General features: G+C 72.3%; 19 protein-coding genes and 1 pseudogene. 17 read left to right on the top strand and 3 right to left on the bottom strand.

The window, feature by feature from the left end; genetic code table 11:
• The first annotated feature begins 176 nt into the window (after positions 1 to 176).
• The 16 genes and pseudogenes from OG446_RS04625 (at position 177) to OG446_RS04550 (ending at position 20608) form a co-directional block, all read left to right on the top strand.
• Positions 177 to 803 carry a hypothetical protein gene (locus tag OG446_RS04625; RefSeq protein ID WP_328892830.1) on the top strand — a complete coding sequence of 209 codons (627 nt, stop codon included), beginning with the start codon at positions 177 to 179 and terminating at the stop codon, positions 801 to 803.
• Positions 804 to 854: 51 nt separating this feature from the next.
• Positions 855 to 4223 (top strand): CHAT domain-containing protein, encoded by a 3369-nt coding sequence (locus OG446_RS04620; protein WP_328892829.1) that lies wholly within the window; start codon positions 855 to 857, stop codon positions 4221 to 4223.
• Complete coding sequence (locus OG446_RS04615; RefSeq protein ID WP_328892828.1) at positions 4220 to 4900, top strand: hypothetical protein; 681 nt, start codon at positions 4220 to 4222, stop codon at positions 4898 to 4900. The genes OG446_RS04620 and OG446_RS04615 overlap by 4 nt, the downstream gene beginning before the upstream one ends.
• Positions 4900 to 5583, top strand: a complete 684-nt coding sequence (locus OG446_RS04610) for an RES family NAD+ phosphorylase (protein WP_328892827.1) — start codon at positions 4900 to 4902, stop codon at positions 5581 to 5583. Before OG446_RS04615 ends, OG446_RS04610 begins: the two co-directional genes overlap by 1 nt.
• A gap of 62 nt (positions 5584 to 5645) precedes the next feature.
• Entirely contained in the window at positions 5646 to 6767 is a 1122-nt protein-coding gene (locus OG446_RS04605) for a hypothetical protein (protein WP_328892826.1), read from the top strand.
• Between the two features lie 172 nt (positions 6768 to 6939).
• Positions 6940 to 7170, top strand: coding sequence for a hypothetical protein (locus OG446_RS04600; protein WP_328892825.1), 231 nt, complete (start codon positions 6940 to 6942; stop codon positions 7168 to 7170).
• The gene (locus tag OG446_RS04595) at positions 7163 to 7933 is read left to right on the top strand and encodes a vWA domain-containing protein (protein ID WP_328892824.1); all 771 of its coding nucleotides are present in this window, start codon (positions 7163 to 7165) and stop codon (positions 7931 to 7933) included. The genes OG446_RS04600 and OG446_RS04595 overlap by 8 nt, the downstream gene beginning before the upstream one ends.
• Positions 7930 to 8733 (top strand): protein phosphatase 2C domain-containing protein, encoded by an 804-nt coding sequence (locus OG446_RS04590; RefSeq protein WP_328892823.1) that lies wholly within the window; start codon positions 7930 to 7932, stop codon positions 8731 to 8733. The genes OG446_RS04595 and OG446_RS04590 overlap by 4 nt, the downstream gene beginning before the upstream one ends.
• Before the next feature lie 2 nt (positions 8734 to 8735).
• Positions 8736 to 9863: a hypothetical protein gene (locus OG446_RS04585; protein WP_328898190.1), complete on the top strand. Its 1128-nt coding sequence runs from the start codon at positions 8736 to 8738 to the stop codon at positions 9861 to 9863.
• Positions 9851 to 10498 (top strand): 4Fe-4S single cluster domain-containing protein, encoded by a 648-nt coding sequence (locus OG446_RS04580; RefSeq protein WP_328892822.1) that lies wholly within the window; start codon positions 9851 to 9853, stop codon positions 10496 to 10498. The genes OG446_RS04585 and OG446_RS04580 overlap by 13 nt, the downstream gene beginning before the upstream one ends.
• Positions 10495 to 11934, top strand: a complete 1440-nt coding sequence (locus OG446_RS04575; RefSeq protein WP_328892821.1) for a hypothetical protein — start codon at positions 10495 to 10497, stop codon at positions 11932 to 11934. Before OG446_RS04580 ends, OG446_RS04575 begins: the two co-directional genes overlap by 4 nt.
• Complete coding sequence (locus tag OG446_RS04570; protein WP_328892820.1) at positions 11931 to 14063, top strand: AAA family ATPase; 2133 nt, start codon at positions 11931 to 11933, stop codon at positions 14061 to 14063. The genes OG446_RS04575 and OG446_RS04570 overlap by 4 nt, the downstream gene beginning before the upstream one ends.
• Entirely contained in the window at positions 14060 to 16027 is a 1968-nt protein-coding gene (locus OG446_RS04565) for an Hsp70 family protein (RefSeq protein ID WP_328892819.1), read from the top strand. Before OG446_RS04570 ends, OG446_RS04565 begins: the two co-directional genes overlap by 4 nt.
• Positions 16027 to 17217 carry a TRAFAC clade GTPase domain-containing protein gene (locus OG446_RS04560; protein ID WP_328892818.1) on the top strand — a complete coding sequence of 397 codons (1191 nt, stop codon included), beginning with the start codon at positions 16027 to 16029 and terminating at the stop codon, positions 17215 to 17217. The genes OG446_RS04565 and OG446_RS04560 overlap by 1 nt, the downstream gene beginning before the upstream one ends.
• A complete protein-coding gene (locus tag OG446_RS04555; RefSeq protein ID WP_328892817.1) occupies positions 17214 to 19532 on the top strand; it encodes a GTPase-associated protein 1-related protein in 2319 nt (772 codons plus the stop codon). Before OG446_RS04560 ends, OG446_RS04555 begins: the two co-directional genes overlap by 4 nt.
• A gap of 72 nt (positions 19533 to 19604) precedes the next feature.
• A pseudogene (locus OG446_RS04550) lies at positions 19605 to 20608 on the top strand (IS5 family transposase).
• 19 nt (positions 20609 to 20627) lie between these two features.
• Here OG446_RS04550 and OG446_RS04545 read toward each other — a convergent pair.
• Positions 20628 to 21167: a hypothetical protein gene (locus tag OG446_RS04545; protein WP_328892816.1), complete on the bottom strand. Its 540-nt coding sequence runs from the start codon at positions 21165 to 21167 to the stop codon at positions 20628 to 20630.
• A 365-nt stretch (positions 21168 to 21532) separates the two neighbouring features.
• On the opposite strand from OG446_RS04545, the gene OG446_RS04540 reads away from it, so the two are divergent.
• The gene (locus OG446_RS04540; protein ID WP_328892815.1) at positions 21533 to 23083 is read left to right on the top strand and encodes a TRAFAC clade GTPase domain-containing protein; all 1551 of its coding nucleotides are present in this window, start codon (positions 21533 to 21535) and stop codon (positions 23081 to 23083) included.
• A gap of 144 nt (positions 23084 to 23227) precedes the next feature.
• On the opposite strand, the gene OG446_RS04535 is transcribed toward OG446_RS04540, so the two are convergent.
• On the bottom strand, positions 23228 to 23923 hold the full coding sequence (locus OG446_RS04535; RefSeq protein WP_328892814.1) for a permease prefix domain 1-containing protein: 696 nt from the start codon (positions 23921 to 23923) through the stop codon (positions 23228 to 23230).
• The gene (locus tag OG446_RS04530; RefSeq protein WP_328892813.1) at positions 23920 to 24261 is read right to left on the bottom strand and encodes a PadR family transcriptional regulator; all 342 of its coding nucleotides are present in this window, start codon (positions 24259 to 24261) and stop codon (positions 23920 to 23922) included. Before OG446_RS04530 ends, OG446_RS04535 begins: the two co-directional genes overlap by 4 nt.
• Between the last annotated feature and the right edge of the window lie 13 nt (positions 24262 to 24274).

Here is a 24274-nt window from a genome sequence, read left to right as displayed (position 1 = left end):
AATTCAGCGCCCACCGTCCCTCTTGCCGCCCCTCTTCCCGCAGTTCCCGGCCCCGATGGTCGGAGACAGGGCGAACAGAGGGCGATCTCCGGGTCCGCCCTTCACCCGGTGCGCCCTCCCCTGCTTCGCTGGGTGCCGGGGCAACGGGGGATTCGGGGAACGGGGAGGGCCGCAGCGTGGACATCGGTGTGCTGAGCGCTCTGCTGGCGGCTGTCGTGGGCATCGTCGGCACGCTGATGTCCGCGCTGTTGACCCAGCGGGCGGCCGATCGCAGCCGACAGCGCGAGCTGGCGCGCGCCGGAGAGGTGTGGGACCGGCGCGCCGAGGCCCAAGGCCTGTGGTCCTGCTACGTGGCGCTCAACACCTCCGGCCGGCACTATCTGGCCGCCCTCACCGACCAGTTGTGCGCCCTGGGCCGTGAAGCCGAGCTGCCCTCCGCACGACAGCGGCTCACAGCCGCGCGCGACCAGCATCGGGAGGTGTACGCGGAGGCGCAGATGCGACTGCCGGACCGGGTGCTCGACCACGCCGGCGCCGTCAGTCATGGTCTGGGAGCGGTCTACGGCATGGTCCGACGCCTGGACGATGGCCTGCAGCGCCCTGGTGACTCAGCGCAAGCGGCACACGCGGAGATCGAGGCCCTGTGGGTCCGACTGCGGGAGATGCGAAGGGAGATGCGGGCCGATCTGGGTGTCTCCCGGTCGGACTCCGGTCGCTGTCGGGGAGATGCGGGGGAAGTCGAGGCAAGGCCCGGGACTGATCGGCATAGTGGAAGTCATCCAGAAACTGTCGAGGGCTGCTGAGGCCGGCGAGAGCTTTGAGGGCTGCTCGCGGTCAGGGGAGGTGGGTTCACGGTGAGCCGGGAGGAAGGCGGTGGCGTCGAGGGCCTGCGGGCCTGGGTGTCGGACGCGGTCGAGCGGGTGAAGCGACAGCTCCCGGGCAACGGGGACGGCCTGCCGTCATTACGGGCCCAGGACGCCTCGGTCGCCGAACTCGAACAGCTCGCCCGGCTGCTGGACCACGACGAGGCTCTGCGGGGCTCGGTGAGCGTGTGGCAGGCGGGTGCGCTGACCCTGCGGGAGGCGGCAGGGGGCGGCACGGACGCGGACCGGGAACGGGCCGAACGGCTACTGCGGGAGGCCCGGGACCGTACGACACCGCTCGGAGCCGCCGTGACCGAGGAGGACCGGCGATGGGCGGCGCTCTTCCTGATGATCCAGATCTCTCCGATGCGGTCGCAGCAAGGGGTCACCGGAGGTGTGCTCGACCTCTCCGGCGTTCTCGACTGGATCCAGCGGGTGGGCCCCGCCGGGATGGAGTCCACGGCGGCCGAAATGAGCACGTTGTTGAACGAAGCGGCCCAGCTTCCACTGCCGCCGGAGCTGCTCGGCTCACTGCGCCAGGCACAGGGACTCTTCGCGGCTCCTTCCGCGCAGGGGCTGTCCGACCTGATGACGGGGATGGTGCCGCCCGGCTCACCGCTCGCGGATCAGTTTCGCCAGATGATGGAGCGGATGGTCGGGGCGATGACGCCTCCCGCCCCCGCCGCATCCTCGGAGTACGTGTGGGAGCGGGCCCCGAAACCGGAGCCCGAGCCCACGTCGCAGTCGCAGTCGCAGCCGCAGCCGCAGCCGCAGCCACAACCCACGCTCACGCCCGACGGTCTCCGGAACATGGTCACGGCTCTGGACGCCGTCAACGCGACTACCGAAGGGCTTGAAGGTCTCCTGGCGAGTGCCGACCCCCAGGCGTTCAACGCGCATCTCGGCAGGTTGCGTTCGGCTCAGGACCTGCCGCTCCCGGAGGGCCTGAATCCGATTGCGGCCATGGAGAGCATCAGGGCGCTGCTGCTCACCCTCAGTCCGACCGTCGGCGGCACCCACCAGGACATCGCGGCCGGCCGGGTCCATATGGACACGGTCATCCGACACCTGGAAAGCATCAGTGGATCGCTGCCCCCGGGTGTGGGCGACCCGGCCGTCGTGGGTCGCACGACGGACATCTGCGTCCGGGCGATGGCGGCCAGGGAGAGGGAGGACATTCCCGCGCTCCGCGAGCTCCGGGCCGAGGCCGAAGCGCTGGGCGAGGCCGCCCCCGAAGGTAGCCCGCTCCGGTTCGCGGTCGACGGGGCACTCGGCGCGGTACTCGGCTCGCTGGGCCTCCTGACCCAGGACAAGGCGATGCTGGCGCAGTCGGTACGTCACGTCGAGCGGGCGATGACCGGAGCCAAGGACAGCGGCCTGCCGTTCGCCGACGAGCCGGCCCGGGTCCGGACGCAGGACTTCGGCCTGCTCCACGATGCCCTCACCGGAGAGACGAACCCCGTCCCCGCCCACGTTCCCCCGCCGCCGGACGCCTCGATGGAGGACCTCTACTCCTCGGCGCTCTCCCTGGGCATGCGCTTCGACCGCGACCGTGACCCGGCCGTGCTCGACACCCGGATCGAGGAACTCGAACGGCTTCGGGCCGGCGTACGGGAGGGCAAGGCGCCGCGCGTCGCCGCCGACGCGCTGTGGCATCTTGCCGAGTCGTACCACCTGCGCAACATCCTCGCCAAAAACGGGCCGGACCAGGCGGACCTCGGCTGTCTGGAAGCCGCCCAGGAGGCGCTGTCGGCACTCGCTTCCGACGTCCTCCTCCAGGCAGGCGCCGAGCACGGGTTGCTGGCCGCCCGTACGGGGGCGAGCCGCGGCGTGCAGGCTGCGAGGATGGCGGCCTCGTACGGCAGGCTGCACGAGGCCGTGGCGGCCCTGGAGCTGGGCCGGGCGCTTGTTCTCCAGGGGGCCTCCGCCGCGTCGGCCGTGCCCGAGCGTCTGGAGGCCGCCGGGCGCCAGGATCTCGCGGCGGCCTGGCGGGAGGCGGCCGGCGCCGGCGACGGCACGGACGGGGCGGGAGAGGTTCCGAGGCTCCTGCCGAGCACGTTGCGCCGTCAGGCCCTCGACACTCTCGGCTACCGCCGGGAGGGCGGCCTGGCGGGTACGCCCACGGCGGCCGAACTGGCGGACGGGCTTGCCGAAGCGGGTGCGGACGTCCTCCTCTATCTGGTGGCCGGCGACGAACGGATGCCGGGCCTGGTGATCGCGGTGGGACCGGAGTCCGGGCTCGGCGGGGGCGCCCTGCCACAGCTCGCCGACGTCGAGGGCGGTCCGCTCGCGCGGTACGTCGACGCGGCGGCGGCACGGGACCTCCATCCGAACGACGCCTCCCTCTCCCACGCCTGGGAAGAGGCCCTGGAGGAGTTGTGCGACTGGGCCTTCCAGGCGCTCGGTCCGGTCCTCGGCGGCATCGAGAAGCGCCTGTCGGCGGCCGACGACGCGTGGGAGGATCGGCCCCTGCGCGTAGTCCTGGTCCCGTGCGGCCGCCTCGGCATCGTCCCGTGGCACGCCGCGCGCCTGCCGGCGGAGGCGGCCCACGACCGCCTCTGCCAGGTGGCGGTCGTCAGCTGTGCGGCCTCGGGCAGTCAGTTTCTGCGGGCGGTGCGACGCGCGCCCCGGGACCCGGCCGCCACCCCCGTCCTTGTGGCCGACCCGACCATGAGCCTGGACTACGCCGATACGGAGGTCACCGCGCTGCGGGATGCCTTCTATCCGCATGCCCGGCTGTGCGGCGCGCTCTACGATATGGAGGACGGCGAGCTGCCGCTCGGCACGCCCGACGCCGTCCTCGGGTTCCTCTCCGACGGCGCCTCCTTGCTCCACGTGGTCTCGCACGGTTCGGCCGGCATCCGCCCCACGGTCTCGGCCCTGGACCTGGTGGCCGACCAGAACGGCACTCCGGCCCACCTGACCGTGACGCGTCTACTCGACCGCGAGGAGCAACAGAACACCGCAGACGGGCCGTTGGTCGTCCTGAGCGCCTGCCAGACCGATCTGAGCAAGCGTGACCACGACGAGGCACTGACCCTCACCACCGCGTTCATCGCCGCCGGTGCGCGGGACGTCGTGGGCTCGCGGTGGCTGGCCAAGGACAGTGGCTCGGCGCTGCTGATGGCGGTGTTCCACCACTACCTGGCTGTCGACGGGCTGAGCCCCGTGGACGCGCTGAGAGCCGCGCAGATGTGGATGCTCGATCCGCACCGTGAGAACCCGGGCTCGCTCCAAGGTGAGCTGCTCCGGGAGTCGGAAGAACGACAAGGGCTCGAACGGACCGCGCTCTGGGCCGCCTTCATCCACCAGGGGCACCCGGGCCCGAGCACGACAGACACAGGAGAAGGGACACCATGAACGAGGAGGGCCGCGGACCGTCCGCGGAGTCGCTGCTCGCCCTGATCGGCGAGCACCGGGAGTCGATTCGCGCGGCGCTGGACGATGAACAGCACGCGTTGCTGCTCACGCGGCTCAGCGCCCTCGCCGCCGCGCCACCGGAGAAGGACATGGCGGTCCGCAGGGCGCTCCAGGGGGTCAGACTGGCACTGCGCCCGCTGCCGTTCGACCATCCGGTACGGGCCGCACTGGACGGCGTACGGCTGGTTGCCGCGCCTCCCGGGCCGGCCACGGTGTCGGAGGCGCTGGCGCTGATCGATCTGCTGACGGCCGCGGCCCCGGTTCCCGAGCCCGTGGACCGTGCGGCCGCCGACCCGTTGCTCCGGGAGCCCGCCCTCTCGACCGCCGAGGCAACGGCCCGTTGCGGCGGCGCGCCGCCACCCGAACTGATCAGACTGCCGGACCCACCGCACGACGACCGCTACCCGGAGTTCCAGTTCCCCGACTGCGACGGCAACCCGCACGAGGTGGTGCTCAAGGTGAACCGGCTGCTCCTGGCGGACATCGATCCCCGGGGTGCCGCGTCGTGGTGGCTCAATGACAACACCTGGCTCGGTGGGGCACCCGCATCGCTCCTGGGGCGGCTGTCCGACCACGAACTCGTCTGTGCGGCCACCGCACTCGTGGAGGGGGAGTGATGAGGAATTCCCTGCCGGTGTTCACGTTCTTCCCCATGATCGAGGACGAACTGGACCCCAACCTCGAGGTGATCCCGGCCGGCACGGAGCTGTGGCGGGTGCACAAGTCCAAGTACAGGCCGACCCAGTTCAACCCGACGCTCGCGGACCTCCATTTCAGGGGTGGCCGCTTCGAGGGCACGGTGCTGGACCCGTACCGCAGTCTGTACGTGGCCGACAGCGCCCTGACGGCCGTCGCGGAGAGTGTGCTGCGCTCGGTGCCCTGGACCGGCAAGAGGCGGAAAGTCCTCTACGCCGCCGTCGCCGGACGGTCACTGAGCGTGCTGCGTACCACCCGCGAGTTGACCCTGGTTTCGCTGATCGAGGAGAAGGACCTGGCCGCCGTCCATCGGACTGCCAGCCTCTTGGACGACGAGAGCAGCTACCCCACGGCACGGCGTTGGACGAGCGAGATCCGTGCTCAGGCGCCGGGCGCCATGGGGATGGTCTGGCAGTCCCGCCGGAACCGGCCCAGGCACTCCATGCTGCTCTTCCACGATCGTTTCGAGGACTGCGCCTGCGAAGCACTGGAGGTGTTGCCGGAACGGGGGATCGCGGACCTCGGCTGCCCCGAGGGCGTCGACGAGGTGAACCGGCTCCTCGAGCCGCTCAAGGCGGAGGTGTCGAAGCCCCTCTCGTGGTGACACCCGGCCGGCGCCCCTGAACCGGCTTGTCCGCGTGTGAACTGTGGTGCCATCGTGGGCGCATGGCATTACCACTCTCTGATGACGCCGTACTTCTGGCCGAGTTGAAGGAAGTCAGGCGCGCCGGACTGGTCCGGTTGCGGGGGCGCGCACTGCCCGCGCTCGAGGCGGCGGCCGAGGCGGCGGCGTCCGCCACCGCCCGGATGCCGGGCGCGGCCGTCGAGGCGTTGCTGCGAAGCGCCGTGGCAGGCCTGGACGCGGGGACGCTGCGTATCGCTGCCGAGTACACCCTGGGACTGGCGCAGGGGACCCGGGACTGGCCGGCGTCCTCCCGCCGGGCCAGGGCGGCCTCGGTCTACGGCGTGAGCGTCGAGCGGTTCCGCAAGGACCAGGAGGTGATGGTCCTCGGTCAGGTCGCCGAGCACATTGTGCGGCTGACCGTGGACGCGGCGGGAGCGGATCTCGGCGTTGCCGCCGGGGACGGGAGCACCACCGGCGGGGTGGGCACCCATCGGGTCGTGGACGTCCGGGCCGCGGGCCGGCCCGTCCGGCTCACCCTGCACATGCACCCGGTGGACCTGCTCCGTGACGTGGACGTGGTCGTCTGCCCCTCCAACGTGTACTTCGCGCTGCCCGAGGCGTACAAGTCCTCCGTCGCCGCGTCACTGCGTCGTGCCGCGGCCGTGCACGGCGTCACCGGAGAGGTGCTGGCGGACCCGCTCCCGGCGGAGCTGCGCGAGTGGGCCGCGCGGCACGGCACTTCGGGGCGGGCGGTGCGAGCGGGCACGGTGGCGGCCACCGGGGCAGGAGCACTTGCCGCTCAGGGCATCCGGCGGGTCTACCACGCGGCCATCGCCGTACCCCGGGCCGGGACCAACGACTACGACGTGCTGCCGGCCGACGTCACCCGGGCGGTGTCCCGGGCGCTGGCAGTGCTCGCCGAGGAACACGAGCGCCACGTGCCGGCGCTGCGTTCGGTGTGCTTCCCGCTGCTCGGCTCGGGCCGTGGCGGACTCTCGTACGAAGTCAGCCTGGGCGCCGTATGGGCGGCTGTGGACGCGGAGTTGGCGCGCGGGGCGAGCTGGGACGTCCACTTCGTGGTGCGCACGCCCGAGGCGGCGGGGCTGGTGGAACGTATCCCGGCCGGAATTCGCCCGGAGCACGCCCGGAGGGCGACCGGCTGATCCGGTGCAATGGAAGGGCGCACCAGGGCGCACCAGGGCGCGCGACAGTGCACGGGGCGGCACATGGGATGCCGGGAAGCGGAAAACGGCGGCAGGGAATCGGGGGGATCTTCGTGTGGGTAATCTCTGCCCGTGCAGCCGAAGTTGATGTCGCAGCACTTAGCGTGGGCCCATGAGTGGCGCGATGGAACAGTGGGGTCACGGGGCGCCGGGCCGGGTCATCACCTGGCCGGCTCCCGACGCGTACGTTCTGGTCGAAGGGGTGCTGCTGCGCATGCTCCCGGACTCTCCCGGGATGGCGCCGGGTACGGAGGTCGTCGTGCGCTACGACCCCGAGCGGCAACGGCGCCTCGCCCACGCGGCGGGCCGGACGGACGAGGGCGGGGCGGTCGGAGATGAGTGAGTACGGCTTCGGGCTTGCGCAGGGGTACGACGAGCGGCAGCCCGTCGTCCTGCTGCTCGACACCTCGGCCTCCATGGGGCGCCCGGTCGGGAACCCCCGGATCGACGAGCTCGGTGAGGCGCTGGTCCGCTGGTTCGATGGAGTGCGGGCGGAACCGAGGCTGCGCGCGCGGGTGGAGGTGTGCCTGATCACCTTCGACTCGCGGGTCAGGGTCTTCGACCCGGACCGGGACCGGCTGGTGCCTGTGGAGGACGCCGCCCCGGACCGGCTCTTCGTACCGGTGGACCGGATGCGCCCGCCCCGGCTGGAGGCATCCGGACTCACCCGGATGACGGACGCCGTCGAGACGGCGCTCGACTTCGCGCGCTCGCGCCATCGGGCCTTGCAGGAACAACAGGTGCAGGTGCGCAGGCCGTTCCTCTGGGTGCTGACGGACGGCGCGCCGAGCGACGCGAACGGGGAGGCGATGGACCCCGCCGCTCTGGCCGGTACAGCGGAGATGGTGCGACGCGGCGAGGAGCGGGGCGAGTGTGTGCTCCAGGCGATCGGCGTGAGTGGCGCGGATCTGGAGCTGCTGCGGGTCCTGACGCCCAAGGGAGCGCTGATGCTGGAGGGCCTGGACTTCGGGCGGATCCTCGACCTGCTGTTCGAGAGCTCGGACGTGGTCGGGGCGAGTCAGGCCGCCGACGAGATCCACGGGAGGGTGGCCGACCGCGTGGAGCGGCAGCGGCGCATGCGACTCCTTGAGGAGAAGGTCCAATGATCGTGGCGGGGGCGGCCGTCCAGGGGACCGCGCACCTGGCCCATGCCCAGGGTTGCCAGGACGCCTTCAAGGTGGTCGACCTGGGCGCGGCGGCCGTGCTCGCCGTCGCGGACGGCGCCGGCGGACGACAGCGCAGCGCGCTCGGCGCGCACATCGCGGTGGACGCCGCGTGCCGGATCCTGGCCCAGGACGTACCGGATGCGGCGGACGCCCCGGAGGCGTGGACGGGGTGGATCGCCACGGCGGGCGCCCGGGTGGTCGAGGGGTACCGGAGGGCGGTGGAGGGGGTGCTGTCGGCGGTGGCCGGCCCGTCGGAGCCGGTCGACGCGGGCGCGCTGGCCGCCACACTGGCCGCGGCCGTGGTACGGCCGCCCTGGGTGGCGTTCCTCGCGGTCGGCGACTGCTTCGGCACGGTGCTCACCCACGAGCCCGCCGGACCGGACGAGCGGTGTCATCTCGTCCTGCCACCGCCCCCTCCCGGCGCGACGGAGACCGTCTTCCTCTCCTCGCCCGGCGCCGGTCTGCGATTACGGTCGTTCGCGCTGTGGGAGCCGCGGCTCAGCGGGGTCGTGCTCGCCACTGACGGCTGCGCCGCCCTGACCCTCGATCACCCCTCCGTACATGAACTTCCTCCCCATGCGGGCCCGTTGCCCGCCGAGCAATTCTTCTGCGGTCTCGCCGCGACGCTCCGTGCCAACGGCGGGGACGCCGCAGACCTGCGGGCCCTGCTCTCCGGCCCCGGGGCCGCACGGACCGGCGACGACCTGACCGTGGTCTGTGCCCTGACGGAGGGCAGTTGACGATGGCCCTCACGGTGGTGTCCGGCAGTGGGCACACATGGCGCCTCACCGAGCAGATCGGCGCGGGTTCGGAGGGAATCGTCTACGCCGTGGACGACGCGCGCCCTCTGGTGGCCAAGCTGGTCCCCGCCCCGCGCGACCCGGCGGCCTACCGGCGCCGTATCGAGCGGCTGGTACGGCAGCGCCGCGAGCCGCGAGCCGTCCGGCTGCTGTCCGCGACGCCCGCGCGGGTCGCCTGGCCGCTGGCGGGGGTCCGGGCCGGCGGCCCGGGCGCCGAGGGCGTGGACGGCTATGTGATGACCGACATGCGTCACGCCCACCAGCCGTTCGCGCACCTGCTGACCCCGCAGGTCCGCCAGAGGCTCCTCTCCCATGCGACCTGGGCCACCGGGCTCGCGGCCGCCCTGTCGCTCGCCCGTCTCCTTGCCGACCTGCATGCCGAGGGCTATGTGGTGGGCGATCTGAAACCGGACAACCTCTGGGTCGACGCGTACGGCAGGGTCGGCATCGCGGACGCGGACTCCTGGCAGTTCACCGACGGCGGTGAGGTGTTCCCCGGGCGGATGGGCAGCCCGGGCCACACGGCGCCCGAACGGATCGGGGCCCCGGCCGGCACCGCGCCGGACCGGGCGTCCGACGAGTTCGTCCTCGCCGTCCTCGTCCACCAGTTGCTGATGTGCGGGCTCCACCCGTTCGCCGGGCATCCCGCCTCCGGCGGCGACTACCTCTCGTACGACGACAACGTCCTGCACCGCCGCTGCCGCCTCCTCGACCGGGCTTCGGTGGTCCTGCCCCGCTCCGCACCACCCGTCGACCTGCTCCCGCGCCGGCTCACCGCCCTCTTCCGGGCGGCGTTCGGTGGAGTACGGCCCACTGCGTCGGCCTGGGCGCAGGCGCTGGCGGAGGAGGTGGACCCGGCCCGTCTGAGGACCTGCCGGCGCGGGCCGCTGCACGTGCACACCGCCGAGCGGCCCTGGTGCCCCTGGTGCGACCTGGCCGAAAGCGGCGCGGACGGCTATCCGGCACCGGCCGCGCGGCCGTTACGGGACGACTCGACGCCGGACCCAGGGGTCACGAAGGGCCCGCAGGCCACAACCGATGTGAAGGGGAGGGTCGGATGGCAGAGGTGACGCTCTCGGTGGCGCGCACGCTCGACCGCTGCACGGTCCTCGGGCCCGGGGTCCGAGCGGTTATCTGGGTGCAGGGCTGCCCGCTGCGCTGCCGGGGCTGCGTGGCGGCGGAGACGCTGCCCTTCGACGGTGGCACCACGCACGATGTGACCGAACTGGCCGACTGGCTCTGCGAGTTGTCCGAAATCGAGGGCGTGACCCTCTCCGGTGGCGAGCCCTTCGGCCAGGCGGAGGCGCTGGCCGAACTGCTCGACCACGTACGGTCGCGGCGGCCGGGGTTCACGGCGATGGCGTACTCAGGATTCCGGTACGAGGCCCTGCTTCGCGGCGGCCCGGAACGGCTCGGGCTGCTGCGGCGCCTCGACCTGCTCGTCGACGGGCCGTACGTGGCCTCCGCGCAGCACGGTCTGCGGTGGCGTGGCTCGTCCAACCAGCGCCTCGTCGCCCTGACCGAGCGCTACGCACAGGTGGGCACCGAGCCCGACACCAGCGCGGGTGTCGAACTGACCGTGGAGGCCGACGGCTCGCTGTCCTGGGCCGGGGTGCCACCGACTCCCGGTTTCCGGGAAGGGCTCGAGGAACGACTCGCGGCTCGGGGGTTCGTCCTGCGCGCCGAGGCTGGGAGGGAAGCATGAGCGGATCACCGAAGTACAGCACCGTCACGGTAGCGCCGGCGTACGCGCGGCTAGAGGCGCAACGCCGCCGGGCCCGGGAGGCGCAGCGCCGGCGCCAACGGGCACAGCGTGACAAGGAGCGGGCCGAACAAGCCGCCCGGCGGGCTGCGGAGACGGTGGCTCGTCGGGAGCGGGCCAGGGCCGAGGCCGAGCGCCGGGAGGCCGGGTTGGCGAACCGCCGGGCCGCGCGCGACCAGGCACACGCGCACGAGGTGCGCCAGGAGCAGGCCGCGGCCGACGCGCGTCGACTGGCCGAGGTACGCGAACTCCTTGACCGGATTCGTGCGGAGGAGTCCGAGGTGCGGGCCCTGCGGCGGCGGCTGGAAGAGCTCCAGGCCGGCGTCGGCCGCGCGGAGGACGTGGGCGGGGCGATCGAGGAGTTGCGCGGCCGGGTCGTCGTACTCGGCCGGGACGGGGAGCCGCCCGGCCGGGACGCCGACCAGGAGACCGTCATGGCGGGTCTCGAGTCGCGGCTGGCCGGGATCGGGGCGGACGCCAGGGCGCAGGACCCGCAGGGGCACCGGAACTGCGTCGACCTGCTCGGCGAGCTGCGCGCCGCGGCCAGGCCCGGCACGGAGACCCGGTTCCGGGCGTTGCTCGGCACCGTGGAGCACGCGCTCGCCCGGCATGCCGCGACGGCGGGGGAACGGGTCGCCGAGGAGCGCCGCCGCGCGGAGCGGGCGCTCGAGGCCGAGCGGGAGGCGCAGGAGCGCGCGGCCGTCCAGGAGGCAGCCCGCCAGGCGGAGTCGGAGGCGGAGCGGGAACGCCTGGCGGCGACGCTCACCGAAGCGGAGGACCGGCTGCGCGTCGTACGGGGCGCCGTGGAAGAGGCGGCGGACGAGGCCCGGGAGCTCGCCGACCGCGAACTCGCCGATCGGATCGAGGCGGCGCTGGCCGCCGTCACGGACCGACTCGCGGCGGGCGCGCCGCCCGAGGCGCTGGCAGCGGTCGCGGCGCTGGAGGACATGCTCGTCGGAGCCGAAGCCCGTCTGGACGAACTGCAGTTGGCCTACATCCGTCGGATGGACCTCGCGCAGGCGCTGCAGGACGCCATGCTCGGCGAGGGCTTCGCCTTCACCGGCGGAGACGACCAGGACGGGCGCCTGCTGCTCAGCTTCGAACGTCCGAGCGGGGCCACGTACCGGACCACGATCACGACCGACGGCGGCGGCACCCCCCTCCTCGTGTACCAGGTCGACGGCGAGCCCGATGTGACACTCCGGCCGGAGCCGGACGGCGCTGTGTGCGACCGCACCGAGGACCTGCTGGACCGGGTGCACGAGGCGATCGTCGTCCGGGACGGCTTCGTCCCCGGTGAACTCACCTGGCAGGGCAAGCCGCCCGGGCGACAGGCCAGGCAGGTGCCCGGCGCGGGGGAGTGGAGGTGGACCCGGTGAGCACGGTCGGCTGGGTCAAGCGCGAGAACGGCGTCGGCGGCGCGGCAGGCTCCCCGAACGCGTCCCGTGGAAACGGATCCACCCGGGACGGGGAGCCGGTCACCGCGGACGGCATGATGCCCTTGTGGGCGGTGTCCCTGGGCTGGGAGTTGCGGCGCGGGCGCCAAGTGGTCCTGAACGGGCAGATCAGAGACCGCTGGTGGTTCGCGGACCGCCCGGCTTCCTTCCGCCACGTGGTCGCCGGACTGCTTGAGGACCGTGGCGCGGAGGTGGTCGGCTGGTGGGACCCGGTGGACGGGCTCACCTTTCCGCTGCCGGGTCACGCGGAGCGCTTCGACCAGCTGCGCGAGGGGCGTCCCGCGGAGGGGGCGGGGAGTCGGGGCAGGGCCGGAGAAGCGGCGCCGGAAGGTTCCGGGATCCGGCCGCCACGGGGCCACCGGGACGGAGAAGGGCCCAGCGAGGACGGACCGCGGAGGGGCGGGGCACGCGACGACGCGGCACCCGACGACGGCTCGGACACGGCGGCTCGTGGCCGACGCGGTGGTGAGCGGGACCGCGGCCGGGAGCGCCTGTTGGCGCCTCGCCGGTCGGGGCCGCCGCGTGCCTTCGAGGACGTCGTCGCCACCGTGCAACGCCTGGCGGCCTCGCCCGACGCGGCCACCGCCTTCGTCTTCGAGGACGTCGACCACCAGCTCCCGCCCGGGCAGCCCGAATCGCACCTGGGCTATCTGCGGCTGCGGGCCGCGATGACGGGCGCCGTGACTCCGCGCTCCGCCACGGGCCCGGCTCCGCACGCGCGCAACGCGGTGCTGTGCGCGGTCGGTGACGTCGGGCGGCTGCCCGGCTGGTTCCACCTGGAGGACCCGAGGATCGCCGCGCTGCACATCGGCCCGCCCGACCCGAGCGAGCGGCGGCTGTGGCTCACCTGGCTGCTGCAGGATTTCAAGGGGGCGCAGGACTCCTCCCGTGCCGACCTGGAAGCCCTCGTGGGAGCCACCGACGGCATGGCGGCCTGGGACATCGAGTCCCTTGCCAGGACCTCGTGGCTGCGCAACGCGCCCGTGCGGAAGCCGGACAAGCTGCTGGAGCTGCACCGGCTCAACGTGAGCGTCGACCCGTGGACCCAGCTCGACCGGGAGACCGTCGCCGGCGCCGCCGAAGTCCTCGGTACCCGGGTGGTCGGCCAGCCCACGGCCGTGCGCGCCGTCGCGTCGGCGCTCCAGTCCGCATTCGTAGGAGTCGATTTCGGCAGCTCGGGCGTCGCTCGACCTCGGGGCTCCTTCTTCTTCGTGGGGCCGACCGGCGTCGGCAAGACCGAACTGGCCAAGGCCGTAGCCGAGTTGATGTTCGGCGACCAGAGCGCGTACGCCCGCTTCGACATGAGCGAGTACCAGCAGGAGCACGCCGCCGAGCGGCTGGCCGGGGCGCCGCCCGGCTACATCGGACACGAGCAGGGCGGTGAACTGACACGCCGGGTCCAGGAACGGCCGTTCAGCGTGCTGCTCTTCGACGAGATCGAGAAGGCCCATCCCAAGGTTCTGGACAAGTTCCTGCAGATCCTGGAGGACGGCAGACTCACCGACGGGCGTGGTCAGACCGCCTACTTCTCCCAGTGCCTGATCATCTTCACCTCCAACACGGGGGCGGAGCAGGTACGGAGCCTGCTGGAGGAGCGTGAGGAGCTCTCGTACCCCCAGCTGGAGGCACACTTCACCCGGGCGGTTGAGGAGAAGTTCCGGCAGATCGGCAGACCGGAGATCTACGGCCGGCTCAAGCCCGGAGTGGTCGTCTTCGACATGCTGCGCCATGAGCACGTAGTCCGGATCGCCGACCGGCTGCTGCGACAGCTCGCCGAGTCCGTCCGCGAACGTCACCGCGTGGAGCTGGTTCCTGACCAGGACAGCCTGCATCCGTGGATCACGGAGCGGATGGCGGACCCCGAGCATCAGGCGTACGGAGGGCGGCAGATCCGCAATGAGCTGGAGCTGGTGCGGTCGGCCGTCGTCGGGCACCTGCTGGCGCACCGACCGGAGCCCGGCACCCGGATCCGGGTCGGCGTCGGGGCCGACGGCGCCGTGCGGGTCTCCCCCGACGACGTGGCGCCGCTCATGAGCGGAGGGAACGGATGAGCGTGATCGCCATCGATCTGGGGCACCGTTTCGGGCGCGTCGCTCGGGTCGGCCCCGACGGCGGGCCGGCCGTGACCACGACCGAACTCGCCGTGGACGGCGTCCTCGACCCGGTCACGGCGCTGCCCCGGCTGATCGGGCCCGACCCGGCTGCGGAGGGCGTCCCGGCGGCGGAGCCGGACCGGAGGGCCGTGCTCGGGCTGACCGTGCCGGACGGCCGGGAGGACGAGCTGCGATATGTGGTGGAGCGCGCGGGGCTCGACGTCGCCCGCGTCGTACCGGAGCCGGTGGCCGTGGCCCTGCACTACCGGGCGATCGCGGAGGGCGTGGACCACACGGTCCTGGTCTGCGACCAGGGGGCGACGACGTTGGGCCTGAGCGTTCTGGCGATCGCCCCCGACCTCACCGTGCACCTGGTCCGCACCCTCAGTCTCCGGCTCGGCGGGGACGACTGGGACGCGGCGCTCGCTACCGAACTCGCCGGACGCCTCCCCGACGGGGTCGATCCGATGAGTGCGGCGGAGACCCTCCGCAGGGCGCTGGGCGGCTCGGACCGGGTCACCGAGTTCTTCGAGGACGCCACCGGCGTCCGTCACGAAGTGGCCCTGGAAAGGGGCGACTTCGAGCGGGCAGTGGCTCCCCTCCGAGAGCAGCTGCTCGCCGCAGTGGCCGAGCAGCTCACCACCGCAGAACCTGCCGTGGACACGGTGCTGCTGGCGGGAGGCATGTGCGTCGCCCCGGACCGGCGGGCCGAGATCGAGGCACTGCCCGCCGCGCAGGGGCTGACGGTCCGCTGCTTCCAGCCTGAACTGGCCGTCGTCCTCGGCCTGTTCACGCTTCTGGACTTCGGCGCCCTGCGTGTCGTCGCGGGGTCGGCCGCGCGGCCGGGGCGGGCGGAACCCGGATTCGCGGGCTTGGGCACCGGCTACCCCCGCGTTGCCGTGGACACCCTGCTGGACCCCGAACCCGCCGGCGCTGCGGCGGCCGACCCGGAGCCCCGCGCCGGGAGCCCCCGGGCGGACGACCCCGAGCCCGCCGCACGGCAGGACACCTCGTCGACCGGTACGTACGCCGGACGGGCCCGGCAGACCACGGCGGCGGGGAGCCAGGGCGATGCGTTCGAGGACCCGGAGAGCGAGGCGGACGCGAAACCGTCCGCCGACCCGCCGACCGCGGCTCCCGCCGAACCGCCGCACCCCGAGGCCACGTACTCCGCCCCCTTGTCCGCCGAGCCTCCCCGCACGCCGCCCTCGTACACCGACGCCCCCTCCACCCCGCCTCCGGAGTTCTCCGCAACACCTCCCACCGGCTCCCCCCTCGACCCGCAGGCCGCCTTCGCCGTCCCCGTCGACCAGCTTCAGGCTCTCCGGCGCGGCGACCATCTGCTCGTCCTGTGGGCGTGGCCCGCCGGCGCCCTGAGCGCGCGGGTCCGCTGGCGCCGGGAGGGGAACGCGGCCGGGACAGGTCCCGAACGCGGCGACGACGTGTGCCGGCGCCGGGTGTACGAGCACGACGGCGGCTTCGACCTGGCGGTCGGCCGGGGCGCCGTCACCGTCACGGTGGAGGCCCTGGTCGCGGACCTCGGCGACGGCTGCGAGGGAGCCTCGTCGCTGCTCGTCCCGGCCGCACCGACGGTCGTCGCGTACGAGCCCAGTGTGCGCCGCCGGTTCACGGGTCGGGCTGCGTCGGTCACCTTCACCTCGGAGACCGGCTGCGACCTGCCCGACGTCCGTATCGTCCACAGCCTCGGCCGGTTCCGTCCCACCAGCATCGCCGAGGGCACCGTCCTCCACGAGGTGCCCGCGCAGCGCCTGGCTGCCGGCACCCCGCTGACCGTGGAGTTCCCGCTGCCCGCCACCCGCGGCCCGTCCTGGCTGGCCTGCTTCCCGGCGGACGCGGACGCGGGCACCGACTCCGGCATCGACCTCCGCCCGACGGCACTGCACAGACTGCGAGTCACCTGATGGCCAAACGCCTCACCTGCCCCTACTGCTACGAGCATTTCGCCCCGCGAGAGATTCGCTTCCGTTGCAACTGCCGTCTGAGCCGGACGGGCAAACAGTGCGAACGCCGCCGCGACCAGGCCCTCGACCAGCGCAAGGGCCCGCGCCGCAGCCACGACCTCGGCCCGGACTTCGCCGCCGACGGGCGCAGGCCCACGTCGGTCTGCCCGGACTGCGACGGCGAGACCACCTACCGGATCTGCCCGGTGTGCCACTCCGATCTGCCCGTCCAGTTCGGCATGGTGGACAACCGGCTGATCGCCTTGGTCGGCCCCAAGGCGTCCGGCAAGACCGTCTACATGACGGTGCTGCTCCATGAGATGCGCAATCGGGTTGGCGAGGCGTTCGGAGCCGCTCTCATGGGCTCGGACGACGAGACGATGCGGCGCTTCGGCAGTGACTACGAAGACCGTCTCTACGGCGACAACCAGATGTTCCCCGGCACCCAGACCGCCTCCACCACGCTCAACCGGGTGGATCCACTCGTCTTCCGCTTCGGCCTGCGCCGGCGCACCCTGCTCGGCGAGCGCCCGCAGCACACCGTCCTCTCGTTCTTCGACACGGCCGGTGAGGACTTCAGCTCCCGGGAGAACGTAGAGCTGAACACGCGCTACCTGGCCGGCGCCGACGGCATCGTGCTGCTGCTCGACCCGCTCCAGATGCCGGGCGCCCGCGACAACGCGTTGCCCGGTACCCCGCTGCCGGGTACCGAGGGCCTCGACGCCCCGATCAACGTGCTCTCCCGGGTCACCAACCTTCTGCTGGCCCCCCGCTCCGGACGGTCGGCACAGAAGATCGACACCCCGGTCTCCGTCGTCTTCTCCAAGATGGACGCCTTCTGGCACCTGCTCGACCCCGGCAGTCCGCTGCGCGACTACGCGCCGCCACGCGGCCACTTCGACGTGAGCGACAGCCTCAGCGTCCACGAGGAGGTGCGCCGGCTCCTGAAGGACTGGGACGGCGTGGCCATCGACCACCTCCTCGACAACCACTTCAGCCGCTACCGGTACTTCGGTGTCTCCGCTCTCGGCCGCAACCCCACCCCCGACGCCCGCGTCGCCCCCACCGGCATCCAGCCGTACCGGGTGGCCGACCCGCTGCTGTGGCTGCTGAGCGAGTTCGGTTCGGTGCCGAAGGCGGGCCGGGGATGACGCGATTCGAGCAGCTCTACTACACGTCCTGCGAGCACGGGCTCACCGGGTACTCCGGATTCCAGTTCAACGCCGTCAGCGCGGGCGTCACCAAGGAGACCCGCCAGGCCGTGGAGGCGCTGGCCGGGTACGAGCCGCCCCGCTCCCTGGTGGAGTCGGACACGCCGGAGTCACTGGAGCGCTGCCCGGTCAACCTCTGCTACAAGCCCTACGACCGGGCGGGGCGCCGCGCCACGGCCGTGTGCGTGCGGTACGTGGGCCGTGACTCCGCCCGTCGCTTCGGCAACTACTTCGCCCACGCTCTGCACAGTGAGGACTTCACGGTCGCAGGGGACGGGGTGCTCCCGATCGAATTGTGGAACTCGTCCGCGTGGGCCGGCGAGGTATCGCCCAGCACCGAGATCCCGATGCTCGGGACGCCTCCGCCGGGGCCGATCGACGCCCGGGCCGTGAGCGCGTTCCTGCGCGCACATCCCCACGCGGACCGGCTGCCGGGGCTGCTGGCCGCCGTGTTCGGTGCGCTCACCGAGCACGGTTCGGTGGTGGTGGTCGACCGGTCGACCGACCAGATCGCGCACTGGTTCGCCGCGGTCTCCTATCTGCTGCCGCCTCCGCTCGCCCGAGGCCTCTCCTTCGCCACCTACGTCTTCCGTCCGGCCCGCAGCCGCCTGCACCTGATCGGGACGGTGCCCGAGGCGCAGCTCGCCTTCGGACCGGACGACGAAGCGGCGTACACCGTGTTCGACTTCGCGCGGGGCGTCTTCCCCGAGGTCCCGATCGGCGCCCTGGTCCGTCTTCTCACCAGGATCGGTGTCGGCTCCGTACGGCCCGTCTGGTCCTGGACGGCGGACTACGCCCGGGGCGGGGAGGAGTCGGCGGACGACTGGCACGCCCCGGTTGCCGCGGCGGCGGCCTCGGGAAGCATCACGCTCGCCCCGGCCGACGCCCACGCGGTGATCGACTGGCTGGCCGGGGCCGAGCATCTGGGGCCACGGAGGGCGGCCGTCGCCGCGGACATTCATCGCGAGCACCGGGACCTGGACGACGGCCGACTGGCCGCGCTGAGCGCCGCCGCGCAGGCCGGTGGCGACATCGCGGTGCACCAGGAGATCGAAGGGAAGCTCCACGCGTCGCGCATGCGGGCGTATGCGACCGGAGCCAAGGGTGCCGTCGCGCCTGTGCCGATCGTGGACCCGGTGTCACGCGAGCGGGCCACCGTCCTCTGGGAGCGGATGCTGGGGGCCGAGGCGCGAACCCCGCGCGAACGGACGCGGCTGCTGCTCTGGGCCTTCGGCGCAGGCCTCCCGGTGTCGCCGGAGGTCATGGCGGGCGAGACGCTCACCCTGGCCCGAGCGCTGCTCGGCTCCCCCGCCGACGCCCCGCGGCTTCGCTCGGAGGTGGCCGAACTCCTCCGTTCCCTCCCGGTGATGAGGGCATCTCTGGCCACGGCGGTGGAGGAGGTGCTGGAGCGGCGCGCGGGCCAGGAGCAGCTGTTCTCGCAGTTCCCCGCCGACCTGCTCATGGAGGACGACCTGGAAGGCCGCCCGCTGCTCCAGGAGTACCGCCTGCGGGCGCGGGCCGAGCGTACGCCTTCGGAAACGGTCCCGATCATGTTCAGGATCCTGCGGATCCGCGGTTGCGCGTCCCCCGACGAGGAACTGCTGCGCGGCCTGTGGCGGCAGCCCTCACGCCGCTGGACCCACACCGAAGCGATCCGTATCGCCGAGGAACTGCCCCCCTCGGGTCCGATGGGCGAAGTCGTCGGTGAGTGGTTCGACCGCGCCCTGCGGCAACCCGTGGAGGACGAGGACGCGCTCGAGTCCTGTCTCCACCTCTGCCGGCGGTTCATCCACCCGGGCCGCTTCGCCTGGCTGCCGCAGGGCGCCGGGGAGTACGTACGGACCACGCTGGAGCTGGACGACGTACTCCAGGACGCCCGCGAGGCGGCGGAACTCGCCGGCGCCTTCGCGATCCATGAGACCGGTCCGTGGGCGGCCCCGCGGGCACTCAAGCGCTTCCGTCTGGTCCCCGCCATGCTGCGCCTGCCCGCCGACATCGGCCGACTCCGCGACAGACTGCCGGAGTTGAACGACCGCGAACGGGAGCGATATCTGTCGATCCTGCACCGGAGGGTGACGCGTGCCGAGCGGATTGACGAGGTCACGCTCAGCCATGTCGCCGCCGTCGTCACCCTGCGCAGGGGATCAGGGCTCTCCCAGTCCCAGGAGGAGAGCGTCGCCGCGATCCGCGCCCGTCCCGTGGGGCACTGGCCCGTCGCGGACCTGGAACGCCTGCAGCGGGCGGTCAGGCCCTAGGGCGCGTATCGAGTCGTGATCAATTCTTGGGTTCGACCCCGCTTAGAGGTTCTGAACCGGTAGATCATCCGCGTGACGCGAGTGCAACTGACCGACGAAGAGTGGGAAGTCATCGGGCCCCACCTGCCGATCGGCGAGTACGGCCCGTATCCGGAGCGGCTGCGGCAGCAATTCGAGGGTGTGATCTGGCGGTTCAAGACCGGCGGGCAGTGGCGGGAGATGCCACAGGAGTTCGGCGCCTGGTCGACCGTCTCCAACCGCTTCCGGCAGTGGCGTGACGCCGGTGTGTTCGAGTCCCTGCTGGAGGGCCTGATCGTGGAGGCTGCGAAGCGGGGCGAAGTGGACCTGTCGCTGGTCAGCATCGACTCCACCACCGCGCGTGCCCACCATGATGCCGCCGGGATGCACCTTGGCGAGGACGTGCTCACCTCCCTGGAGAAGGCAGCTGCCGAGGAGGAGAAGGCCAGCTCAAAAGGGGCGGCCTCGAAGAACAAAGCGGACACGACGTTGAAGCCGATCCTGAACGGGAGGAGCGACGACGCGTCCGGCGGCGCCGAAAGCTCCGGCTGAAAGTCGCCCACCTCGGGCGCTCACGGGGCGGGCAGACCAGCAAGATCCACCTCGCCGCCGACCGCAAGTGCCGCCCGCTGGCGTTCGTCCTGACTGCCGGACAGGCAGCCGACAGCCCGCAGTTCATCCCTGTCCTGAGGAAGGTCCGGATCTGCGGGCCCGTTGGCCGCCCCCGCACTCGGCCCGACGCTGTCGCGGGCGACAAGGCGTATTCGTCCCGCGGCAACCGAGCCCACCTGCGCAGACGCGGCATCAAGGCCGTCATCCCGGAGAAGGTCGACCAGGCCGCCAACCGCAAGAGGAAGGGGTCCGGCGGTGGCCGGCCCATCAGCCACGACGGCGACCTGTACAAGGAACGGAACACCGTCGAGCGGCTGATCAACAAGCTGAAAGCCTGGCGCGGCATCGCCACCCGCTACGACAAGACGCCCGAGAGCTACCTCGCCGGACTCCACCTCCGTGCCTCGGTGATCTGGATCAAAGACCTCACCAGCGCCGCCCTTTGATCACGACTCGTTCGGCACCCTAGCGCCGTCGCCCGCGTCTGCCCTGGTCCCTGCTGGGTCGTCTGCCCGTGGCCTTACCCTTGCGCGTGCCGGGAGCCTGCACCGGGCGCCCCTGCCAGTCGATGCTGTCATCCTCCGACAGGGTCGCCGCATACGAGAGCGCATGCCGGATCAACAGCGACAGCCGGGCCTTGGACTCCGCCGAGTGCAGCTCCCTCTGCCAGGGGCAGACCGAGTACCAACCCTGACCCGGGTCCGTCAGAAGCGGGCATGGTTCCGCGAGTTCCAGGGGCTCGGGCGGTGCTTCGGGAAGGCGCACCAGCAACATGCGCATGCCCCACGCAACGACTGCGGCGATGCCCTTGCCTGCGAGCACCGGCACCCCGAACGTCGCCAGGACAGGCCACTGGGGAGCAAGGTCCTCAAGTCTCTCGACCAGATCGGGGTGAGTATGCAGCTCCCACCCCTCGTAGGCGTCGGCACCACGCTCTTGCGGAACCCCCTGCTGCCGCAGCAGGTCAAGCAGGGCCCTGTTTTGAGGCAGCTCCGGCAGCGTCATGCCGCAACACGCTACGTGCCATTCAGCGGTAGAGACAGGGGTGGCGCTCCTCTCCAGCGAGCTCGCCGGACCCGCACGATTCGGTGGCTTTGGTGTGGCCCGATGGTGTTGGGGCCGCTCAGGCACTCTCTCCGCCAACAGGGCGAATCCGCAGATTGATCGCGACTCGATACGCGCCCTACGGGGCCGAACTCGCCAACCGCTACGCCGAGGGGGCCGAGGCACGTCGGCCCGCACCGCGAAGCCGGCCGACCTGGCTACCGTTCCTGGACCGCCGCGCGACGCGAACATCTCAGGACGCCTCCGACCCGCCCGCCCCGCGGGAACCCGGCGACCCCCGGGAAGGGAAGGGGTGGTGACCCGCCATGGCTGAGATCGTCGCGTTCGTTCTCGTCCCCGCCCTCTACCTCGTCGCACTCGGCGCGTTCCTGCCCTTCGTACCGGTCATCGCCGCCCTGCGGGGTCTCGCCCTCGTGATGCAGGTACTCGCCGGCTACGGACGCACGCTGTTCGGCGTGGTGTACCGACGCACCCCCGAGTTCCAGACACTGCCGCCCTACCGGCCGCAGGACGAGCAGGTGAAGGCGTACCGCAACTACTTCTTCGGACCTGCCTTCCGTGACCTGCGCCAGCTCCTCACGCTGGCGCGGCGCTCGTACGCCACCACGGTCGGCGATTCCTTCCGTGCCGTGACCTCACGGCAGTTCGTCGCTCCGACGCGTCACCGCGCCCTGACCATGCCGTACGGTGTGGCGCTGTACCTGGGGCTGTGCGTGGGCACGGTGCCGGCCCTGGCACTGATCTGCCTGCTGCTGGGCCTGCACGCACTGGTCCTGGCCCTGTTGACGGCCGGCGCCCGGTTCGTCGCGGGAGCCCTGCGGACCGTCGACCGGGCGGTGCTGTGGATGAAGCGACTGCGCACCGGAATGCTCTGCCCCCACTGCTTCGAGCGCGTGCCCTACCCGGCGTACGACTGTCCCAGCGCCACGTGCCGTCGCCGGCACACGGACATCCGCCCGGGGACGTACGGCGTCTTCCGGCGCCGCTGCGAGTGCGGCGGGCACATGCCGACGCTGCTGATGCTGATGGGCCGGAACGGGCGGCTCCAGGCACACTGTGTCTACCCGCGTTGCGGGAAGCCGATGAACACCGACGCGGGCCATATGCCCGAGGTGGTGATCCCGCTGATAGGCGGGCAGGCGGCGGGCAAGACCCAGCTGATGGCAGCGATGCTCCTGTCCCTGGAACACGCGGCGGCGAACGGCGGTCCGGCGATCACCCTCGCCGACGAGGAGTCGGACGCCAACTACCAGGTGCTCCGCGAGGTTCTGCAGATGCGGGGGCACACCCGTGCCACGCAGAGGACCCTGCCCCGAGCCCACTCCTTCGTCCTCGGCAGGGGTCTTTCCCAGCGTCTGGTCCATCTCTTCGACACGGCGGGTGAGCGGTTCGTCGACCGCGACGACACGGACGCGCTGCGGTACGCGCGGGCGGCGCGCACCTTCGTCTTCGTCCTGGACCCGATGGCGGTGAAGGCGTTCTGGACCCGTGTGGAACCCGCTCCCGGCCCCCTGATGGACCGTACCCTCGGCTCCACGGTCGACCCCGAGGAGGTCTTCGCCCGCTCGGTTCAGGCGGTGGCCGCGATGGGCGCCCCGCTGGGACGTTCCCGCCTGGCGGTCGCCGTCAGCAAGATGGACCTGCTCACCGAACACGGCCTGCTGCCGGCCCGCCTCGAGGACAGCGCCGCCACCCGGACCTGGCTCCGCGACGTACTCGGCCTGCACAGCCTCGTACGGGCGATGGATCTCCACTTCGGGGAGGTGCGCTTCTTCCACACGGCCGCCGTGACCAAGGAGGAGGCCGGTGTGGACGCCAGCGTCACCGAGTTCGTCGCGTGGTGCCTGCGGGGCTGACCCGCCGGACCGTCGGCGAGGAGGACCGGCCGGCGCCTTCCGGTACCGGCAGGTCGGCACCAGCGCGGTCGCCCTCGATTTGTCTCGCGCCGTCCGGGCCTGTGACCTGCCGGGGGCCGGGGAACCGGGCGAACGCCGTGCCGGTCACCCGGACCGTTCGTGCTCGACCGCGCGTTCCATGACCGGCAGACGCGCGCAGGCACGGCAGGCGCGGACCGAGCCGGCCATCCAGCCGTGCGAGGCGGCGGCGAGTGCGCCGGCGAGCGCTGTCAGCGACCAGTTCGTGGCCAGGGCGGAGGCGGTGGCGAGGGCGAGCGCGGCGACGGCCATGGACACGCTGGCGGTCGTGCCCGCCCATCCCACCATGCGCGGCAGCCGGTCCGGGGTGGGCAGCCTGCGGGCCAGGGTGCCGGTGGCGGCGAGTGCCACTGCCACGAGCAGGGTCGCGACGAGCGCGACACCCGCCAGGTGCGCCGCCATCAGCTGAGCGGTCCGCGGCACCTGCTGGTCCTGGTCGGCGTGGTGGACGAGGTACCAGCAGGCCACGAGGAAGGGTGCCGTCATGGCGATGCGCCGGGCCGTGTGCCGGGCCTGGGCGATGGTCAGTTCCCGCTGGCAGCTTTCTACGAGGCCGAGCGCGCTCCCGAATTCGCGCACTGCCTCGGCGGCGGCGCGACCGTAGGGCAGTCCCCGCTGGGCGTACTCCGCCACGGAGTCCGTGAGGCCGTCGCGTACCTCCTCGACGAGCCTCGCCCTGGCCCGGGCGGGGCCGTGCAGGGCCGATTCCAGCGAGGTGACGTACTCCTCGACCGGGTCGGTCGTCCGTCCCGCGGAGCTCATGTGGCGAATCCGGGCGGTGCCGCCGGATTCAGGACCGAACCGATCGCCGTCGTGAACTCGATCCACGCCGTCCGCTCGCCGGCCAGGGTGCGCTGCCCCGCGTCGGTGAGTTCGTAGCAGCGCCTGCGCCGCTCCCCGACGGACTGCCAGCTGCTGCGGAGGAGCCCTACTCGCTCGAGGCGGTTCAGGGCCGGGTAGATCGTGCCCGTGCGCAGTTCGAGCGCTCCCGCGCTGCGCTCCTGTACCGCCGTGATGATCGCGTATCCGTGCAGGGGGCCTTGTTCGAGAACGGCGAGAAGCAGCCCGTCCAGATGGCCCCGTACCGCGTCCTGTCTCATGAGTAGGCAGCCT

Origin of the sequence: Streptomyces sp. NBC_00236 (assembly GCF_036195045.1) — a bacterium.
GTDB lineage: Bacteria > Actinomycetota > Actinomycetes > Streptomycetales > Streptomycetaceae > Streptomyces.
The sequence above is the reverse complement of the archived record's forward strand: the minus strand, read 5'-3'. Positions and strand labels throughout refer to the sequence as shown.

Bases quoted from the DNA above. Each gene is read 5' to 3' on its own strand.
- OG446_RS04575 (WP_328892821.1), top strand. From the start codon at position 10,495: ATGAGCGGATCACCGAAGTACAGCACCGTCACGGTAGCGCCGGCGTAC.
- OG446_RS04535 (WP_328892814.1), bottom strand. From the start codon at position 23,923: ATGAGCTCCGCGGGACGGACGACCGACCCGGTCGAGGAGTACGTCACC.
- OG446_RS04590 (WP_328892823.1), top strand. From the start codon at position 7,930: ATGATCGTGGCGGGGGCGGCCGTCCAGGGGACCGCGCACCTGGCCCAT.
- OG446_RS04555 (WP_328892817.1), top strand. From the start codon at position 17,214: ATGACGCGATTCGAGCAGCTCTACTACACGTCCTGCGAGCACGGGCTC.
- OG446_RS04600 (WP_328892825.1), top strand. From the start codon at position 6,940: ATGAGTGGCGCGATGGAACAGTGGGGTCACGGGGCGCCGGGCCGGGTC.
- OG446_RS04565 (WP_328892819.1), top strand. From the start codon at position 14,060: ATGAGCGTGATCGCCATCGATCTGGGGCACCGTTTCGGGCGCGTCGCT.
- OG446_RS04615 (WP_328892828.1), top strand. From the start codon at position 4,220: ATGAACGAGGAGGGCCGCGGACCGTCCGCGGAGTCGCTGCTCGCCCTG.
- OG446_RS04585 (WP_328898190.1), top strand. From the start codon at position 8,736: ATGGCCCTCACGGTGGTGTCCGGCAGTGGGCACACATGGCGCCTCACC.
- OG446_RS04530 (WP_328892813.1), bottom strand. From the start codon at position 24,261: ATGAGACAGGACGCGGTACGGGGCCATCTGGACGGGCTGCTTCTCGCC.
- OG446_RS04540 (WP_328892815.1), top strand. From the start codon at position 21,533: ATGGCTGAGATCGTCGCGTTCGTTCTCGTCCCCGCCCTCTACCTCGTC.
- OG446_RS04605 (WP_328892826.1), top strand. From the start codon at position 5,646: ATGGCATTACCACTCTCTGATGACGCCGTACTTCTGGCCGAGTTGAAG.
- OG446_RS04580 (WP_328892822.1), top strand. From the start codon at position 9,851: ATGGCAGAGGTGACGCTCTCGGTGGCGCGCACGCTCGACCGCTGCACG.
- OG446_RS04595 (WP_328892824.1), top strand. From the start codon at position 7,163: ATGAGTGAGTACGGCTTCGGGCTTGCGCAGGGGTACGACGAGCGGCAG.
- OG446_RS04545 (WP_328892816.1), bottom strand. From the start codon at position 21,167: ATGACGCTGCCGGAGCTGCCTCAAAACAGGGCCCTGCTTGACCTGCTG.
- OG446_RS04610 (WP_328892827.1), top strand. From the start codon at position 4,900: ATGAGGAATTCCCTGCCGGTGTTCACGTTCTTCCCCATGATCGAGGAC.
- OG446_RS04560 (WP_328892818.1), top strand. From the start codon at position 16,027: ATGGCCAAACGCCTCACCTGCCCCTACTGCTACGAGCATTTCGCCCCG.